Source organism: Nitrospirota bacterium (assembly GCA_016219645.1).
Classification (GTDB): Bacteria; Nitrospirota; Nitrospiria; order Nitrospirales; family Nitrospiraceae; genus Palsa-1315.
Map to the genome: position 1 here is coordinate 62377 of JACRLR010000015.1, position 14411 is coordinate 76787.

Annotated in this window: 13 protein-coding genes; 7 read left to right on the forward strand and 6 right to left on the reverse strand. The window is 58.3% G+C overall.

The window, feature by feature from the left end:
- The first annotated feature begins 5 nt into the window (after nt 1-5).
- Together HZB34_03895 and HZB34_03900 are read left to right on the forward strand one after the other, a co-directional pair.
- The gene (locus tag HZB34_03895; protein MBI5315090.1) at nt 6-869 is read left to right on the forward strand and encodes a universal stress protein; all 864 of its coding nucleotides are present in this window, start codon (nt 6-8) and stop codon (nt 867-869) included.
- A gap of 72 nt (nt 870-941) precedes the next feature.
- On the forward strand, nt 942-1424 hold the full coding sequence (locus tag HZB34_03900; protein ID MBI5315091.1) for a macro domain-containing protein: 483 nt from the start codon (nt 942-944) through the stop codon (nt 1422-1424).
- Nucleotides 1425-1773: 349 nt separating this feature from the next.
- On the opposite strand, the gene HZB34_03905 is transcribed toward HZB34_03900, so the two are convergent.
- The 6 genes from HZB34_03905 to HZB34_03930 form a co-directional block, all read right to left on the reverse strand.
- Entirely contained in the window at nt 1774-2694 is a 921-nt protein-coding gene (locus tag HZB34_03905; GenBank protein ID MBI5315092.1) for a M28 family peptidase, read from the reverse strand.
- A gap of 5 nt (nt 2695-2699) precedes the next feature.
- Nucleotides 2700-3584 carry a DNA-binding protein gene (locus tag HZB34_03910; GenBank protein MBI5315093.1) on the reverse strand — a complete coding sequence of 295 codons (885 nt, stop codon included), beginning with the start codon at nt 3582-3584 and terminating at the stop codon, nt 2700-2702.
- A 14-nt stretch (nt 3585-3598) separates the two neighbouring features.
- Nucleotides 3599-4831: an ABC transporter permease gene (locus HZB34_03915; GenBank protein ID MBI5315094.1), complete on the reverse strand. Its 1233-nt coding sequence runs from the start codon at nt 4829-4831 to the stop codon at nt 3599-3601.
- A gap of 110 nt (nt 4832-4941) precedes the next feature.
- A complete protein-coding gene (locus HZB34_03920) occupies nt 4942-6279 on the reverse strand; it encodes an efflux RND transporter periplasmic adaptor subunit (GenBank protein MBI5315095.1) in 1338 nt (445 codons plus the stop codon).
- Nucleotides 6276-9083 carry a cation-transporting P-type ATPase gene (locus HZB34_03925; protein ID MBI5315096.1) on the reverse strand — a complete coding sequence of 936 codons (2808 nt, stop codon included), beginning with the start codon at nt 9081-9083 and terminating at the stop codon, nt 6276-6278. Before HZB34_03925 ends, HZB34_03920 begins: the two co-directional genes overlap by 4 nt.
- Nucleotides 9076-9981, reverse strand: a complete 906-nt coding sequence (locus HZB34_03930) for a universal stress protein (protein MBI5315097.1) — start codon at nt 9979-9981, stop codon at nt 9076-9078. Before HZB34_03930 ends, HZB34_03925 begins: the two co-directional genes overlap by 8 nt.
- A 319-nt stretch (nt 9982-10300) precedes the next feature.
- Between HZB34_03930 and HZB34_03935 the strand changes: the two genes are divergently transcribed.
- The 5 genes from HZB34_03935 (at nt 10301) to HZB34_03955 (ending at nt 14407) form a co-directional block, all read left to right on the forward strand.
- Nucleotides 10301-10753, forward strand: coding sequence for a CBS domain-containing protein (locus HZB34_03935; protein MBI5315098.1), 453 nt, complete (start codon nt 10301-10303; stop codon nt 10751-10753).
- Nucleotides 10754-11228: 475 nt separating this feature from the next.
- Entirely contained in the window at nt 11229-11663 is a 435-nt protein-coding gene (locus HZB34_03940; GenBank protein MBI5315099.1) for a CBS domain-containing protein, read from the forward strand.
- 275 nt (nt 11664-11938) lie between these two features.
- Nucleotides 11939-12712: a L,D-transpeptidase gene (locus HZB34_03945; GenBank protein ID MBI5315100.1), complete on the forward strand. Its 774-nt coding sequence runs from the start codon at nt 11939-11941 to the stop codon at nt 12710-12712.
- Nucleotides 12713-12811: 99 nt separating this feature from the next.
- Nucleotides 12812-13432, forward strand: coding sequence for a DUF4136 domain-containing protein (locus tag HZB34_03950; protein ID MBI5315101.1), 621 nt, complete (start codon nt 12812-12814; stop codon nt 13430-13432).
- A 339-nt stretch (nt 13433-13771) separates the two neighbouring features.
- A complete protein-coding gene (locus tag HZB34_03955; GenBank protein MBI5315102.1) occupies nt 13772-14407 on the forward strand; it encodes an ABC transporter substrate-binding protein in 636 nt (211 codons plus the stop codon).
- Nucleotides 14408-14411 lie beyond the last annotated feature (4 nt).

The window sequence follows — 14411 nt, forward strand, 5'->3', positions numbered from 1 at the left end:
GTGGCATGAACGTGCTCGTGGCGACTGATGGATCGAGGTATGGGGGATGGGGCCTCAACTGGGTGGCCACGCTGCCGTTCGTGAAACCGCCGAAAGTGAAAGTGCTGCATGTGCTGGATGTCGCCGCGCTTCGTGCGCCATTTCTCTCGCAACCGGTAATGGCGGGAACCGAACGGTACTTCCAGGAAGAAATTCAGCGCATGGAAACTCGCTCGGCGAAAACTCTCAAGGAGGCGACAGAGGAGTTGGCGGCGCTGAGGCTCAAGGGCAGGGTCCTCAAAGTACAGGGGCCGGTTGCGCCGACGATCTTGAAGCGTGCGCCAAAGCGAGATGGGCTTCTGGTGGTGGGCAGTCAGGGCCTCGACGCACTCGACCGCTTCATGCTCGGCAGCGTGTCAACGAATCTTATCCATCATGCGACCTGCCCGGTGCTGGTCGTTAAGGGCGAAGCAGCGCCATTGCGGAGGATCATCTTGGCGACCGATGGATCGAACGCTTCGGCCAAGGCGCTGGCCTTTGTGTTGGCTAAATTTTCGCCGAATCGTTCGGCCGGTAAGGGCGGGCGCGTGCCGATTCATGTGAGCGTGGTCCATGTGATGCCGCCCGTCAAGTATCCGGGGCTGGAGGAGGCAAACCGTAAATTACTCGACCTGAGCGTCCAGAAGTTGGTCAAGGCGCGATTTACAGCCGAACCGCTGTGCAAGTTTGGGAAACCTGCTGAAGAGATCATGCAGGTGGCTTCAACGCAACATGCCGATCTGATTGTAATGGGAGCCAAAGGGCTGGGCGCCGTTGCGCGGTTCCTCCTCGGGAGCGTATCGACAAGGGTGGTGCAGCAGGCGAACTGTTCCGTGCTCGTCGTTCGATGACAGAGCGAGAGAGACTCATCTTATTCTCGTAGGGAATGCACGTTCAGAATCACGAAATGGAGGAGTCGTCATATGTTGAGGGAAGTGGCAGGAGATATCTTGTTGACGAAGGCAGAGGCTCTGGCGCACGGTGTCGCCCCGAACGACAACTTTGCAAACGGGTTAGCTCTGGCGCTCAGAGAACGGTGGCCGGCAATGTATAAGGATTTCCGGCATTACTCTCAGACCTTTACTCCCAAGACCGGAGAATTGTGGACCTGGGCCGGTGTCGGGGGCGTTCGAATTGTCAATCTGTTTACGCAGGAGCCTGCCGCCAGTCACGGAGGCAAGCCAGGCAGAGCCACGATCGAGAACGTGAACCACTGTCTCAAAGCCTTGTGTAAGTTGATCGAGGCTGAGAAGTTTAAGACAGTCGCGCTTCCACGCTTGGCTACCGGGGTGGGGGGACTCGACTGGAAAGACGTGAAGCCGCTGATGGAAAAACATCTCGGCCACCTGTCGATCCCCGTCTATGTGTATGGCACCTATCGCCCTGGGGTTCAGGCAGAAGAATAGGGGTAAGCAGGGGCGAGTCAGGAGGTGGGGCAGTCGGCATCGATTCAGCTTCCTAATTGGCAGCGCCCGCTATGGCGCGAGCCTCACCGCATATCCGTTCCATCCGCCCCGCGCCAGGGGGAAAAGCAAAGAGCAAGTTCGGAGGGACCATTTACAGTGGTCGTTCGGCGCGCGCAGTTCGGGATTCACCCAGGCTGCCCTTTCTGTGTCAGGTTCGGGTGCAACACCATCCTTCTTCTTTGCCGAAACCGCACGATCAGAATGTGCTCGCTCGATGCGCGCAGTAAAGGACAGTCTGACGGTTCCCCTTTGGGCACAGCGGGGAAAGCTGGAAGGCCTTCGTCTGTTCTCACCTTAGTGCATTCTCTATCTCCAGAATAACAGCCTGCAGGCCGGAGACGACGCGAGCCATCCGTTCGTACTGAACGAGCTCGGGCCTGTCGTTGTGCGAATGGTAGGCGGGGTAGCGAAAGGGGGCTGTGTCGGTCACCATCACTGCCGGGAATCCCTCCTCCCAAAAGGCCCAATGATCCGACCATCCGACGCCGGGAGTCAATCCCGGCAGGGCTCCTCCTTCCGAGGGAAATTGAGCCCGTTGGCGGAATGATCCTACGAGCTGTCTCACCAGGCGCCCGTTCTCTACGTTGCTGACGAAGGCGATGAAGTTCCCGGTAGAGGGATAGATGAGATTCAATGGGAAGAGGAGATGTTGGCTCCCTGGCTCGTCTGAGTAGTACCCGATGGTCTCCAGACTGAGCATGAGAACGATCTTTTCGCCACGCTCGCGGCTGCGCTTGGCGTAGACGCGGCTTCCCATGTGTTCGGTTTGAAAGAACGGCGGTTCTTCGTTGGCAAATAAGACAAATCGCAGCGTCTGGGTCGGCGTGGTCTTCGCGAATGCACGAGCCAAGCCGAGTATCGCTGCCACGCCGCTTGCATTATCGTTGGCACCGGGACTCCCCTGCACCGAATCATAGTGCGCGCCGATGACGATGATGTCACCTGGTCTCCGGCTACCCAGCACTTCCGCTTCAAGGTTCTCACAGATCTTCCCCGCTACCTCGTAGGGTTGCCGGCGAACTTCGTAGCCGGCACCGGCAAGCGTCGTCCGGATATAGTCCGCCGCCATGATGAGCCTCTCGTGGTGAACGACATTGCGCTCACCGATCTGCCCGGCGAGCATCTGTACGTGAGACCGGAGTTCCTTCTCCAGCGCCCGTTGTTCATCCGTCAGGGGAGGAAGCGGGCCCTGGTAACTCTGTCCCGGCATCCGGATCATGTTGCTTCTGCGCTCATGGCCTTATAAGACTGGTAGTAGGAGGCACAGTCCTCTTCCCGCCCCCGTACGATTCGTTTCCCACTGAATGGGGTTTGATGGCTTGTGATCACGGTGCATTGGCGTTCGCCGTGGTCGTCATCGTAGTAGAGGATGACCCAGTCGCGCGTTTTCTTGAGCTGATGGGCCAGGGCGCTGTTCGAGAACAGCACGGTATAGTGGCGGGCGCCTCGTTGGGTGTGGAGGATCGGTAGCCAGGCCTCTTTCTCCGGATTGAACCGGTGCGGCGCAATTCGCTGCAGTCTGCCGGCCTTGGCTGCTTCGCGATATTCTCTATCCACGTCCAGCAATTCGTCGACAGGAGGTTCAAGGATTGGCTTTGGCCCGGCTACTTGAGGCAGCTTCCGAACCCGCCCTAATCGAGCAGTGAGGGAGTCGACGATGCCCTGGAGTTTCTTCGGGCCGATCCCTTCGATGTCTGTTAATCGTCCGTCATGCGCCGCCATTTCCAGTTGTTCCAACGATTCAATGTGCAGATCGTTGTGCAGCCGATGGGCGAGGGCCGGACCGATCCCTGGAATGGAGGCGAGGAGCGAGACCGGGTCCATGCGGCCGCGCAGGCGATCCAACATGGGCAGTCGCCCGGTGACGACGAGGGTGTGAATGGAGCGCGCGAGGCTCACCCCGATACCCGGCAATGATTGCAGCCCGTCCGTGCCCTGTTGCTGTGCGATCTCTGCGGCGGGAACTGTCAAGCGTTCGATCGTCTCCGCTGCCGCGCGATAGGCCCGCACGCGAAACCGATTCGCTCCCTGATTCTCCAGGAGCTGTGCGACTTCCTGCAGTCGTCTGCCAATGTCCTGATTCTGCGCGATGGGTGCCATGTGTGTGGTGGACCTCACTCGTAGTGCAACGCCTCGATGGGGTTCATCTTCGACGCTTTGTTCGCGGGATAGAGACCGAAGAAGATGCCCACGACCAGGGAAAAGAAAAATGCAATGATGACGGCTTCCGGAGAGATAATGGCCGGCCAGCCGATCATGGTGGTCAGCAGGTGTGCCATCCCGATCCCGGCGCCGACGCCGAGCGCTCCACCGATCGCGGTCATGATGATCGCTTCGGTCAGAAATTGGAGCAGGATATGCTTGCGTTTCGCGCCAACAGCCATGCGAAGCCCAATTTCCTTTGTCCGCTCCGTGACCGACACCAAGAGAATATTCATGATGCCGATCCCGCCGACGATCAGCGAGATCGAGGCAATGCTCATCAACATGAACATCATGGTCCGGCTCGTGCCGGCGGTGGTCTTGGCGATGTCTTCCATCGTGCGGATGGTGAAGTCGTCTTCTTCAGATTGCTGCAGCCGATGCCTGGTTCGCAAGAGATCCTTGATGTCGCCTACCGCAACGGGAATGTCGTGCCGCGTTTGAGTGGCCACGAGGATGATCCCTACGGTACCGAGAAATTTCGTGCCCAGGACTTTGCGTTCGGCAGTGGAAAATGGAAGGACCACAAGGTCGTCCTGGTCCTGGCCCGTGATCGACTGGCCTTTGGGCGTGAGAATGCCTATCACCCGGAGCGGGACGTTGCGGATGCGGATCTCGCTGCCGACGATCTCTTCATCGCTTTCGTATAGATTCTGGGCCGCAGTTTTCCCCAGCACGACGACTTTCGCGGCGGAATCCAGATCGGACTGTGTGAAGAAGTTGCCTTCGGCAACCGGCCAACTGCGGACGTCGGTGAACTCAGGCGTCGTCCCGAGGGCAACGGTGCTCCAGTTCTTGTTCTCGCGAATGACCTGCAGGACCGACCGTGAGCCATATATCATCATCGCCACACCGGCGACTTTCTTTTGAATATCCTCCGCATCATCGACCGTCAAGGTCGAAACAGAACCGAGTCCGCCGCGCACGCCCCCGACGGTGGTAGCTCCTGGCACGATGATGATCACGTTGGTGCCCAGGCTGGCGATTTCAGCTTGGACGGAGGCGGTGGCGCCCTGACCCAAGCTGACCATCGCAACGACGGCGCCGATGCCGATGATGATACCCAGCATGGTCAGGCCGGCGCGCAACGGGTTCCGGCGGAGGATACGGAGGGCGGATAAGATCGTGAGCCAGAGAAAAGACATGGTGTGCAGGTGAAGTGTTTATCTGGTTTGTTTCGTTTGTCTGGATTATTGGGTGCGTCAGGCTCAAACCAAAGAAACTAAACAAACTAAATCAACCAAACAAACCAGTTTTATCTCACCTTCGGAGAGCCCTCGAAGCCAGGCGGCAGCTTCTTTTGGGCCTGTTCTTCCGTCGTCTCAATCCCCAGGATCACACGGTCCCCTTCCTTCAGCGCCCCTTCGGTGATTTCTGTGGAGAGGGAGTCGGCGATGTCGGTCGTGATGGCCGTCTGACGAACGTGCTCCTCCTGATCTATCACCCACACCTGCGTCACCTTGCGGTCCACCGGGACTCCGGGCATCCGGAAGCGCAATGCTCCGTTCGGTACGCGCAGAGCGTTCTCCTTCTTGGCCGTCACGATCGTCACGTTCGCTGTCATTCCCGGTTTGAGCTTGAGTTCCCGATTGTCGACGGCGATCACCACGTCGTAGGTCACCACGTTCTGGATGCTGATGGGCGCGTTGCGCACCTGTGTCACGGTGCCCTCGAAGAACTGTTTGGGATAGGCATCCACGCGGAAGCTGGCCTGCTTGCCCTCCGCGACCCCGCCGATGTCGGATTCGCTCACGTTGGCATTCACCTGCATCTGCGTCAGGTCCTGGGCGATCATGAACAGGGTCGGCGTTTGGAAACTGGCGGCGACGGTTTGGCCTGTATCGACGTTGCGGGATACCACGATCCCGTTTACGGGCGAGTAGATCGTCGTGTAGCCGAGATCGAGTTCGGCTGAGGCCAACGTGGCTGTCGCTTGATCCACCTGCGCCTGTGCGACCTCGACCTGGGCCTGGGCGTCGCGGAAGTTTGTGGCAGCGAGATCGAAATCCGCCTGGGAGATGAATTGTTGTCGGCGCAGGGTTGCCATGCGATCCAACTCGAGTTTTCGCTGATTCGCCATGTTCTTTGCCTTTGCCAGATTGCCCTGCCCGATCTTCAGGGCGGCGCGGGCCTGGCTCACCCGTGCTTTGAACGGCTGCTGATCGATCGTAGCCAGGACCTGGCCCTTCGTAACCACGGAATTGAAGTCCGCCATCAGTTGGGCAATTTTGCCTGAGACCTGACTACCCACTAGCACCGACATGACCGGATTGACCGTGCCGGTGGCAGTGACGATCGCAGTAATGGGGCCTCGATCGACCAGAGCGGTTTTGTAGTGGACGGGCGGGGGGCCGGCGGTCCACCAATACCAGATTCCCGCTCCTGTGATCGCGAGCAGAATCATGATGCCGATCAGCCGGGGTGCAGGGCTGCGTCTCCTAGGAGGTGCGATCACCGGTATCGAAGCGGGGAGCTGATGCTCGTGATCGGGCGAGCCACTCGACGAATGGCGAGCCGGGGTTGAGGAGGACCCGTGGGAGATGACCTCGGTGACAGAGACCTGACGGATCGGATCTTGAGGGTGAGCTGTCATGCTGTGTCAATCCGTCGCGTGACTCCGCCGGCGCGGCTGTTCGTAAATCGGTTCATGATGATCTTACGGCATTCTTCTGCGAATAACAGACCAAGGGCTCCCAGAGCGAGCGGTCCGAAGATCCAGAGAGGCAAGGGACCGGTTCCAAAGATTTCGTTACCCCAGGGGGTATAGATGATCAAGGCCAGGACGACGAGTTCTGTCGCGATTCCCCAGAAGATCAATGGATTGCTGAACCAGCCGAGTCGGAAGAGCGATGCTCGGTCCGATCGGCAGGCGAACACGTTCGCCACCTGGGCGACGACGATGGCGGCGAAGGTGGCGGCGGTGGCTTGTTTGTAGAGTGGATCAGACCAGTCAAGCGGCGTGCCCCAGGTCCATCCTTGCGTCAGGAGCAATAAAAAGAATGAACCCATGGCGATTCCGGCTTCGATCAGCCCCAAAAAGACATAGGCGCGCAGGAGGAGCGGCAGGTTCATCAACCGTTCCGTGCGCGGGCGCGGGGGGGTCGCCATAATGCCGGCATCGGGCTTTTCGGCACCCAGGGCCAAGGCCGGAACCATGTCGGTACCGAGATCCACGGCGAGGATTTGCGGGACCGTCAGTGCCAGCGGAATTCCCAGGAATCCATACGCCAGATAGGGGACGATCTCTGGCACGTTACTAGCCAGCACGTACGTGGAGAATTTTCTGATGTTGGCGTAGACGGCCCGGCCTTCTTCTATGGCATTGACGATGGTCGCAAAGTTGTCGTCGAGCAAGATCATGTCCGCCGTTTCTTTTGCCACATCGGTTCCGGCGATGCCCATCGCAATGCCGATGTCGGCCTTCTTGATGGCTGGAGCGTCATTCACCCCGTCGCCCGTCACGGCCACTACCTCGCCCAGGTCTTTCAGCACCGACACGACACGCATCTTGTGCCGGGGGGCCATGCGCGCGAAGACCGGCTCGGCCTCGCCAGGGCTGGTGGGTGTGAGGAGCAGACGGAGAGCCTCGTCGTTCATCGTTTCGACCTGGTGTCCTTCGATCACGGGACAGTATCCTGCCGACTCAGCGCGGGACTCGTCCGGCGCCAGTCCGATCTGACGGGCAATGGCCAGGGCCGTGAGCGGATGGTCGCCGGTGATCATGATGGTGCGGACGCCGGCCTGGCGGCAGCGCGCGATGGCCTCCGGCACTTCGTGGCGCGGGGGATCTATCATCGCCACGAGGCCGAGGAAGGTGAGGTTCTGTTCCACCTGGTCGATGTCCAGCTTCTCGATACCCTGCTCAATGTCTCGCATGGCCACAGCCAGGACCCGATAGGCCTGGTGCGCAAAGATACGGCTTTGTTCCATGATGCGGAGGCGGTCTTCCTGACTTATCGGGGAGCGGGCATTGTGGTGGAGCATCTCATTGCAGAGGGGTACGAGAGATTCCGGCGCTCCCTTCACGAAGGCCACGAGTCGGCCCTCGCGCCAATGGAGGGTGGACATGCGCTTCCGATCTGCATCGAACGGAAGCTCGCCCATCCGGGGCAGCGGTTCTTGGTGGAGGAGTCCGTGATCCTGTGCGAACTCGACCAGGGCCACTTCGGTTGGATCGCCAGTGATGGTAGGGCGGCCGTCGGTCCGCCGTACGCGCTTGGCATTGTGGCAGTGGATGATCGCATCGAAGAGCGGCGCATATTCCTCGGCCTCGATCGCGCTGGTCACGCGTCCGGCGATCACCAGACAGCTTTCCTGCACCCCGATTTCGAGATGGTCCATATAGAACCGTGCCACGCGCATCCGGTTCTCGGTCAGCGTCCCGGTCTTATCCGTGCAGATGACGGTGGTGCAACCGAGCGTTTCAACGGACGTCAGTTGCTTGATGAGCGCGTGGCGTTTGGCCATGCGCTGACTGCCTAACGCTAAGGCCAGCGTCACGGTGGGGAGCAGTCCTTCCGGCACGTTCGCCACGATAATGCCGATCCCGAAGATCGCGCTGATCCAGAAACCCAAGCCTACAGAAAGGCCGATGGCGAAAAAGACCCCGCCCATGGCGAGCGATAGCAGTGCGACCACATGGGTGACCTTCACGATTTCTTTCTGCAGCGGGCTGAGACCTGTATCGATCCCTGTCGAGAGGCGGGCGATCTTGCCGAATTCCGTCTGCATACCGGTGGCGAACACCACTGCCCTGCCTCTGCCGGAGAGCACGGGGGTGCCGGCAAATACGAGATTGGGGATGTCCAGGAGATGTCCATCGGTGACCGGCTCCGCTATCCGCCGCTTCGGTTGGGATTCGCCCGTGAGAGAGGAGAGGTCGACACGCATGTCGGCTGCCTCGACGAGCCTGGCGTCGGCAGGGATCTGTTCTCCCTCCTCGATCACGAGCAGGTCTCCCGGCACGATCTCGCTCCGCAATACGTCATGTGGTTGGTTGTTTCGCAGTACCCATGCCCTGGCAGGGAGGAGTCGGTGGAGGGCATGGACCGCCCGCTCCGCCTTATATTCCTGAAAGAAGGCAAAGGAGGCGTTGATGACGATCACACCGATGATTGCCCAGCCGAGTGTGGCCATCCCTTCGCCGGGCTTCATGAATTCTGCTGTGAAAGCCAGCCCTGCGGCAATCCAGAGCAAAATGGCCAGGAAGTGGGTGAACTGGTGGAGAAACTCCCGAATCAGTGAATAGCGAGTTGGTTCCTCCAGGACATTGGGTCCATACTGACTCAGTCGCTGCTTCGCCTCTTCGGGCGACAAGCCGCCTTCCCTGCTTCCCAGTTGCTTGAAGACCTCACCAACCGGCAGTTGGTGGAGCTGTGGCTCGTCGAGGTCAGGCACGCCGGCCTCGCACGATCAGGACGGAACAGGGGGCATGTCTCAGGAGACTTTCCGAGACGCTCCCCAGATGGAGCCGCTCGTTCTTGGTCAAATCGCGAGATCCGATCACCAAGAGATCGGTATGAGTTGCCTCCACATGTCTGACAATGGTGTCGATCACGTGGTCCATCTGCACGTCCGTCTCTACGGCGTAGCCCTCTTTCAGGAAATCGTCCCGCAATGATGTCACCAGTCGTGTGGCTCGCTCGACGACCGGCTGCTCCAACTCTTCGATCTGGGATTTGGACAGGTACCGAACAGCCAAGTCGGTCACAGGTCTTTCGGCAGAGGAGAGGATGGTGGTGATAGCAGATTCCGGAAGAATACGGGAGCGAAGAAATCGGGCGGCGGCTCGGGACGGTTTCGAGTCATCGACCGCGAGGGTCACGCGCGTTAGCTGATGGATCGGCTGTTTCACAACGAGGACGGAGCATGGGGCAATCGATGCGACCTGCCGAGAAATGCTTCCCAACAAGAATCCTTCGATGTCGCTTATCCCGCGGGATCCAATGAGGATGAGGTCGGCCCTCGCCCGCTGCGCCTGTCGCGCGATCGTCCGGGCGAGGGGGCCGTGGGCTAAGACCGGGTGGTATGTTGTGCGAGGGCCGGTCGCGGCCTGTCCGAGGGCGACTCGAGCCGATCGCTCTGCTTCGCGGAGGAGCATCGTACCGGCCTTCTCCATGGCACCCAAAGCGCGCTTTTCAGCCACGGGATTCTTGCCTCTGCCAGCTTGGAGGGCCGATAAATCGACCACATGGAGAAGCGTCACATCCTCCGGCTCACGGTCTGCGAGCGCTTCGAGTGCTTGCACCCCCCATTGAGACCATTCAGATCCATCCACTGCACAAAGAATTCGCATGACAGCTCCCTTCTTCAATGACGACGACGGCAAACAACCAGTTGGCGACTCCCGGTATCAGAACTGCATTGCATGTGCCTGTGACACAGGGGAGTAAAGAAGAAGAATCAGCCCTATTCCAAGGAGTTGCGGAGAGAATCAGTAGAGTGGCTCCAATGAATGGTGCGGCGTTTTGCAGCAGAGAGGGGAACAGCACTGTGGTGAATAGGGTCAGTCTAGCTGGTTTATTTAGTTTGTTTGGTTTATCTGGTTCGTTTCGTTGAACCCCAAAACCAAATAGACCAAACAAACTAAACAAACCAGAGTGAGGAGGACATCCATGCCGACGAAGAGGAAGGCGAAGACAAAGAAGAAGGCCAGGACAGATAGGAAGAAGGACTTTGGCGAGATGACGGTCAAACAGGTGATGCAGAAAATGGTGCAGTCTGCCCATCTCAAGACGAAAGGCGACGTTATTGCGTCGCTCATGATCGAGGGGTTCGGGGCCGTGCCGGTGGTGGATACCAAAGATAAACTTCTGGGGATCGTCAGCGAACATGATCTACTGGCTGCATTGGATGATGGGCACAAGCTGGGCGCTGTTACCGCCGCTGACATCATGACGTGCAACCCCTATTCGGTCCACCCGGAGACCATACTCCCGACGCTGATTCATGTGTTCAGAGCCAGCGATTTGATTCGGGTGCCGGTAGTGGATGTCAAGGACAAACTTGTCGGAATCATCGCCCGTCGCGACGTTCTGCGTGCTTACCTCGCAGCAGGCCGAGCGTAGAAGGATGCTGAAGATGACCCCAAGAAGGGAGAGGGATGGTCCGGTGAGTCCCCTCTGCTCGCGGCTTCAGAAGGATGGGAAGGGAGCGGCCAGGTGCCCTTCTTGCTCGCAGATAGGGGCGGGGGATGGGGCCTGATGATCTTCTGTGCTCACGCAACGCGCTGCCTCGGAAGGCGCTCGTTGGACGCGCGCAGTGGAAGATCAATCAGCCCCCATCCCTAGAGATATAACGAGCAAGCTTGGAGGGAACGATGTATGTCGTTCGACGCGCGCAGAAAGGGCAGCCTTGGCCACTCCCTTGAAGAGATGTAAAGAGCATTGGAAGGCCCTTGCCTGCGGAGCGGCGCGTCCCAGGGCAAAGAGTCTGTCTTGGCAGACTCAGGGCGGGCGGGTGAAATACCAGCCGGGGTTGGGCGGGTGAGAGCCGCGGTCATTTTGAGCATCACGCAAATAGAGGATAGAGAAAGGAGGGACTATGCGACAAACGGAGTTTCTTGCGGCGGCTTGCGATCCCAAATCCTTGACGGTGGGGCAATTGATGCAGGACGCGGTCTTTACCTGTGGCTCCAGGGCCGATGCCTTGTCCATCAGCCGCATGATGACCCAGCGGAACTTCGGCAGCCTGCCGGTGGTGGAAGAGGACCGGACCTTGGTCGGTCTGATAAGCGAGTATGATCTGCTTCAGGCGATGATCGATGGCCGGGATTTGCGAAAGATCATGGCTGTCGAACTCATGAGCAGCAACCCGGTGACCGCTACTGAGAATATGCTGCTGGAGCAGGTCGCGAATCTTTTCCAGGATCGGTATATCACGCGGGTACCGGTCGTGCGGAACGGCAAGCTCGTCGGTATTCTGGCACGGCGCGATCTATTGTATGGGTATATGAAAGCATCGCAGTACTGGTCTTAACAGGATGCTGAAAATGACGACCTTCTCACCCGCCCAACCCCGGCGCGTCGAGACGCGCGTTTCCTCAATTGTCGTTCTCAGTCGCTCGTCTCCCTGCAACGTACCCCAAGGGTACGCTTCGGTTGCCGAGCTCCCTGCGGCCTTGCTGGGATGTCATTTTGAGCATCCTGCGGGTGCTACTGTATCTGTTCGGTGCCGCCTTGCTCAGAAATACATCGAATATGTCCGCTACTATGCTCAAGGCGTTCTGGAGTTCGCTGGTTGCTGTGACCGTGATGATGGTCATGGCTTTTCACACTTCCGCGCAAGCTGAATCCTCCAAGAAGTATCGCGGTCCCTGTGAGATTCATTATCTGAGTGATGCGACGGTCGAGTGGGATTGCCGTGTCATTCCGCACGGCAAATCGCTGGAGACGATGTTTGGCGAGAACTGGGTATATGTGGCGCGATTCAATCGGATCGATCGGCGCCATGCACATTCAAGCGTGCCCATCAAAGTTCCAATGAGGCTGGAGGATCTCACATCCTTTACTCCTCTTCCCCTGTTCTATCCGGTTGCAGAGCGAGACGAGCAATTCATTCTGATCGATCTCACGGAGCAGTTTCTCGGAGCCTATGAATATGGAGCCCTTCGCTTCGCGGCTCCCATCGCTTCAGGGAATGGACTCAACGAAACGCCCACAGGAAAGTTCCGTCTGACGGCTGCCCATCTGCAACATCAATCCGATCTCTATACCATCGAAGGGACGGATCGACCCTATCCGATGAACTACGCGCTGCGCTTCCATGTGAATCGGGAAGGCGTCTCCTATTGGATCCACGGACGGGACATGCCAGGCTATCCAGCCTCCCACGGCTGCATCGGCCTCTACGACGAGTCGATGCAGAAAGAAGAATACGGCATACCAATGGACCCGGAACTCAACGACGCGAAAAGACTATTCATGTGGGTTTTAGGCGGTGAAGTGGAGGACAATCGGGTGATCCGGTTGCCCTATGGTCCAAGGGTCCACATCATCGGCCAAGCGCCCAGGAGTGAGCGGGAATAATCCGGTGAACTCGCCCGGCTTTACGTAGGATGGAGTTCGGTATATGGTGTGACCCCGTTGTATTTATACGAACCTCTGTAAGCAGGAGGGTGATGCAAGATGAATCTCAGATTTCTGATCGCGTGGCTGGCGCTGTGGCTCCTCGCAGCAGGAGGCTGCGCGGAGGGGCCGAAGGTGCTCACAGATTCCGATCCGTCCACGCAGTTCTCTGCGTTTCGCACGTTTGCCCTTTCGGGGATGACGGACAGAGGCTATGAGGTCGGGCCGTCGGACCGTTCACCCTTGAGAGGGCGGGTCAAAGAGATGGTTGACGAGCAGCTCGTTGCCAAGGGGCTCCGGCAAGTCAGCATGGAAAACCGCCCAGACCTGCTGGTGCACATTTTTTTCGGCGTGAAGGGCCAGCAACGTGTCGAGACCACTGACAAGACACAGGACCTCTATCCGGGCTGCTACAGAGGTTTCTATCCCGGCTGCTATGGCCGTCAGGTGACTGCCTATGAGTATCACGACGGCGATTGGGTACCCGCCAGTACTCGCGTCGTGACTACCCACGAGGATCATGAAGGCACCCTGATTGTGGATCTGGCGGACTCGTCGAAAAAGAAGCTGGTGTGGCGAGCCGTGATTCGGGCAGTGTTGGGGGACAACTTGGAGCAGAATTTTGAATCGGCTAACAAGGGAATCGCCGAAGCATTCAAAGACTATCCACGCGCCAAATAGCAGGGATCGGCCCGATCCCATCGGTGACTGTCGGCTGTCCGTTTTGCATCCCTTCTACGCCTCCAACCAGTGAAGGTTTTACCTGTGTCCGGCATGCTTGGCTCTCGGATTGAGCGTGACATGGCAAAGGAGCGCGAGCCATACGTGTCCAAGGCATGCGGAGCCAGGCCTGTCCTTCCGAAAAAGATGCATGAGTAGACGACTGGCCCGGTTATTGAGATAATGAATTATAGCTAAGTGCCAGTCCATTGAGCTCCGTAGCGCTGTCGTGATATTTGTGTGGGAGAGGAAACGATAGGTTGCGGATCAGTTCACTGCTTGCAGCACGAAGGCCCCAAAATGATCAGACAGGCCTTGCGACATGTCCTATCTGGAATCGGAGTGGTCCTCGTGTTGGCCGTGGGAGTGGCGCCCATGGCGGCTGGAACCGCCACAGCAGCGATAAAAACCACGATTAAACAGATGTTCGTCATCTTGAATGATGAGGAATTGAAGACCCCGGGCAGGGCCGAAGAACGCCGCCAGCAGCTCGAGAATGTGATCGGGAACCGCATCGCCTATGACGAAATGGCCAAACGATCGTTGGGACCCCAGTGGGCGCAGCTGAATGACGAAGAAAGGCAGGAATTTGTCCGGTTGTATGCTCAGCTTCTCAGGGATACCTATTCCAGTCGTTTCGACCGCTACTCTGATGAGAAGGTCGAGTTTCTCCAGGAGACACTTCAGGGAGACTACGCGGAAGTCAGGACGAGGTTGACGAGTAGCAAGTTTAGTCTTGATGTGGATTACCGGATGCTGCAGCGGGCTGGAGACTGGCGTGTCTACGACATTGTTGTAGACGGAATCAGCCTGGTCCACAGCTACCGCGAACAGTTCACCAAAATCATCAGAACATACTCCTACGAAGAGTTGGTCACAAAGCTGATGCAGAAGACCGGAGAGATCAAACCTTTTTCGGAGGCGGCGAACCCCTAGCCCA

Coding starts and splice junctions, on each gene's coding strand:
- HZB34_03910 (MBI5315093.1), bottom strand. CDS start 3,584: ATGGCACCCATCGCGCAGAATCAGGACATTGGCAGACGACTGCAGGAA.
- HZB34_03905 (MBI5315092.1), bottom strand. CDS start 2,694: ATGCCGGGACAGAGTTACCAGGGCCCGCTTCCTCCCCTGACGGATGAA.
- HZB34_03940 (MBI5315099.1), top strand. CDS start 11,229: ATGCGACAAACGGAGTTTCTTGCGGCGGCTTGCGATCCCAAATCCTTG.
- HZB34_03935 (MBI5315098.1), top strand. CDS start 10,301: ATGCCGACGAAGAGGAAGGCGAAGACAAAGAAGAAGGCCAGGACAGAT.
- HZB34_03900 (MBI5315091.1), top strand. CDS start 942: ATGTTGAGGGAAGTGGCAGGAGATATCTTGTTGACGAAGGCAGAGGCT.
- HZB34_03945 (MBI5315100.1), top strand. CDS start 11,939: ATGATGGTCATGGCTTTTCACACTTCCGCGCAAGCTGAATCCTCCAAG.
- HZB34_03950 (MBI5315101.1), top strand. CDS start 12,812: ATGAATCTCAGATTTCTGATCGCGTGGCTGGCGCTGTGGCTCCTCGCA.
- HZB34_03930 (MBI5315097.1), bottom strand. CDS start 9,981: ATGCGAATTCTTTGTGCAGTGGATGGATCTGAATGGTCTCAATGGGGG.
- HZB34_03915 (MBI5315094.1), bottom strand. CDS start 4,831: ATGTCTTTTCTCTGGCTCACGATCTTATCCGCCCTCCGTATCCTCCGC.
- HZB34_03895 (MBI5315090.1), top strand. CDS start 6: ATGAACGTGCTCGTGGCGACTGATGGATCGAGGTATGGGGGATGGGGC.
- HZB34_03920 (MBI5315095.1), bottom strand. CDS start 6,279: ATGACAGCTCACCCTCAAGATCCGATCCGTCAGGTCTCTGTCACCGAG.
- HZB34_03955 (MBI5315102.1), top strand. CDS start 13,772: ATGATCAGACAGGCCTTGCGACATGTCCTATCTGGAATCGGAGTGGTC.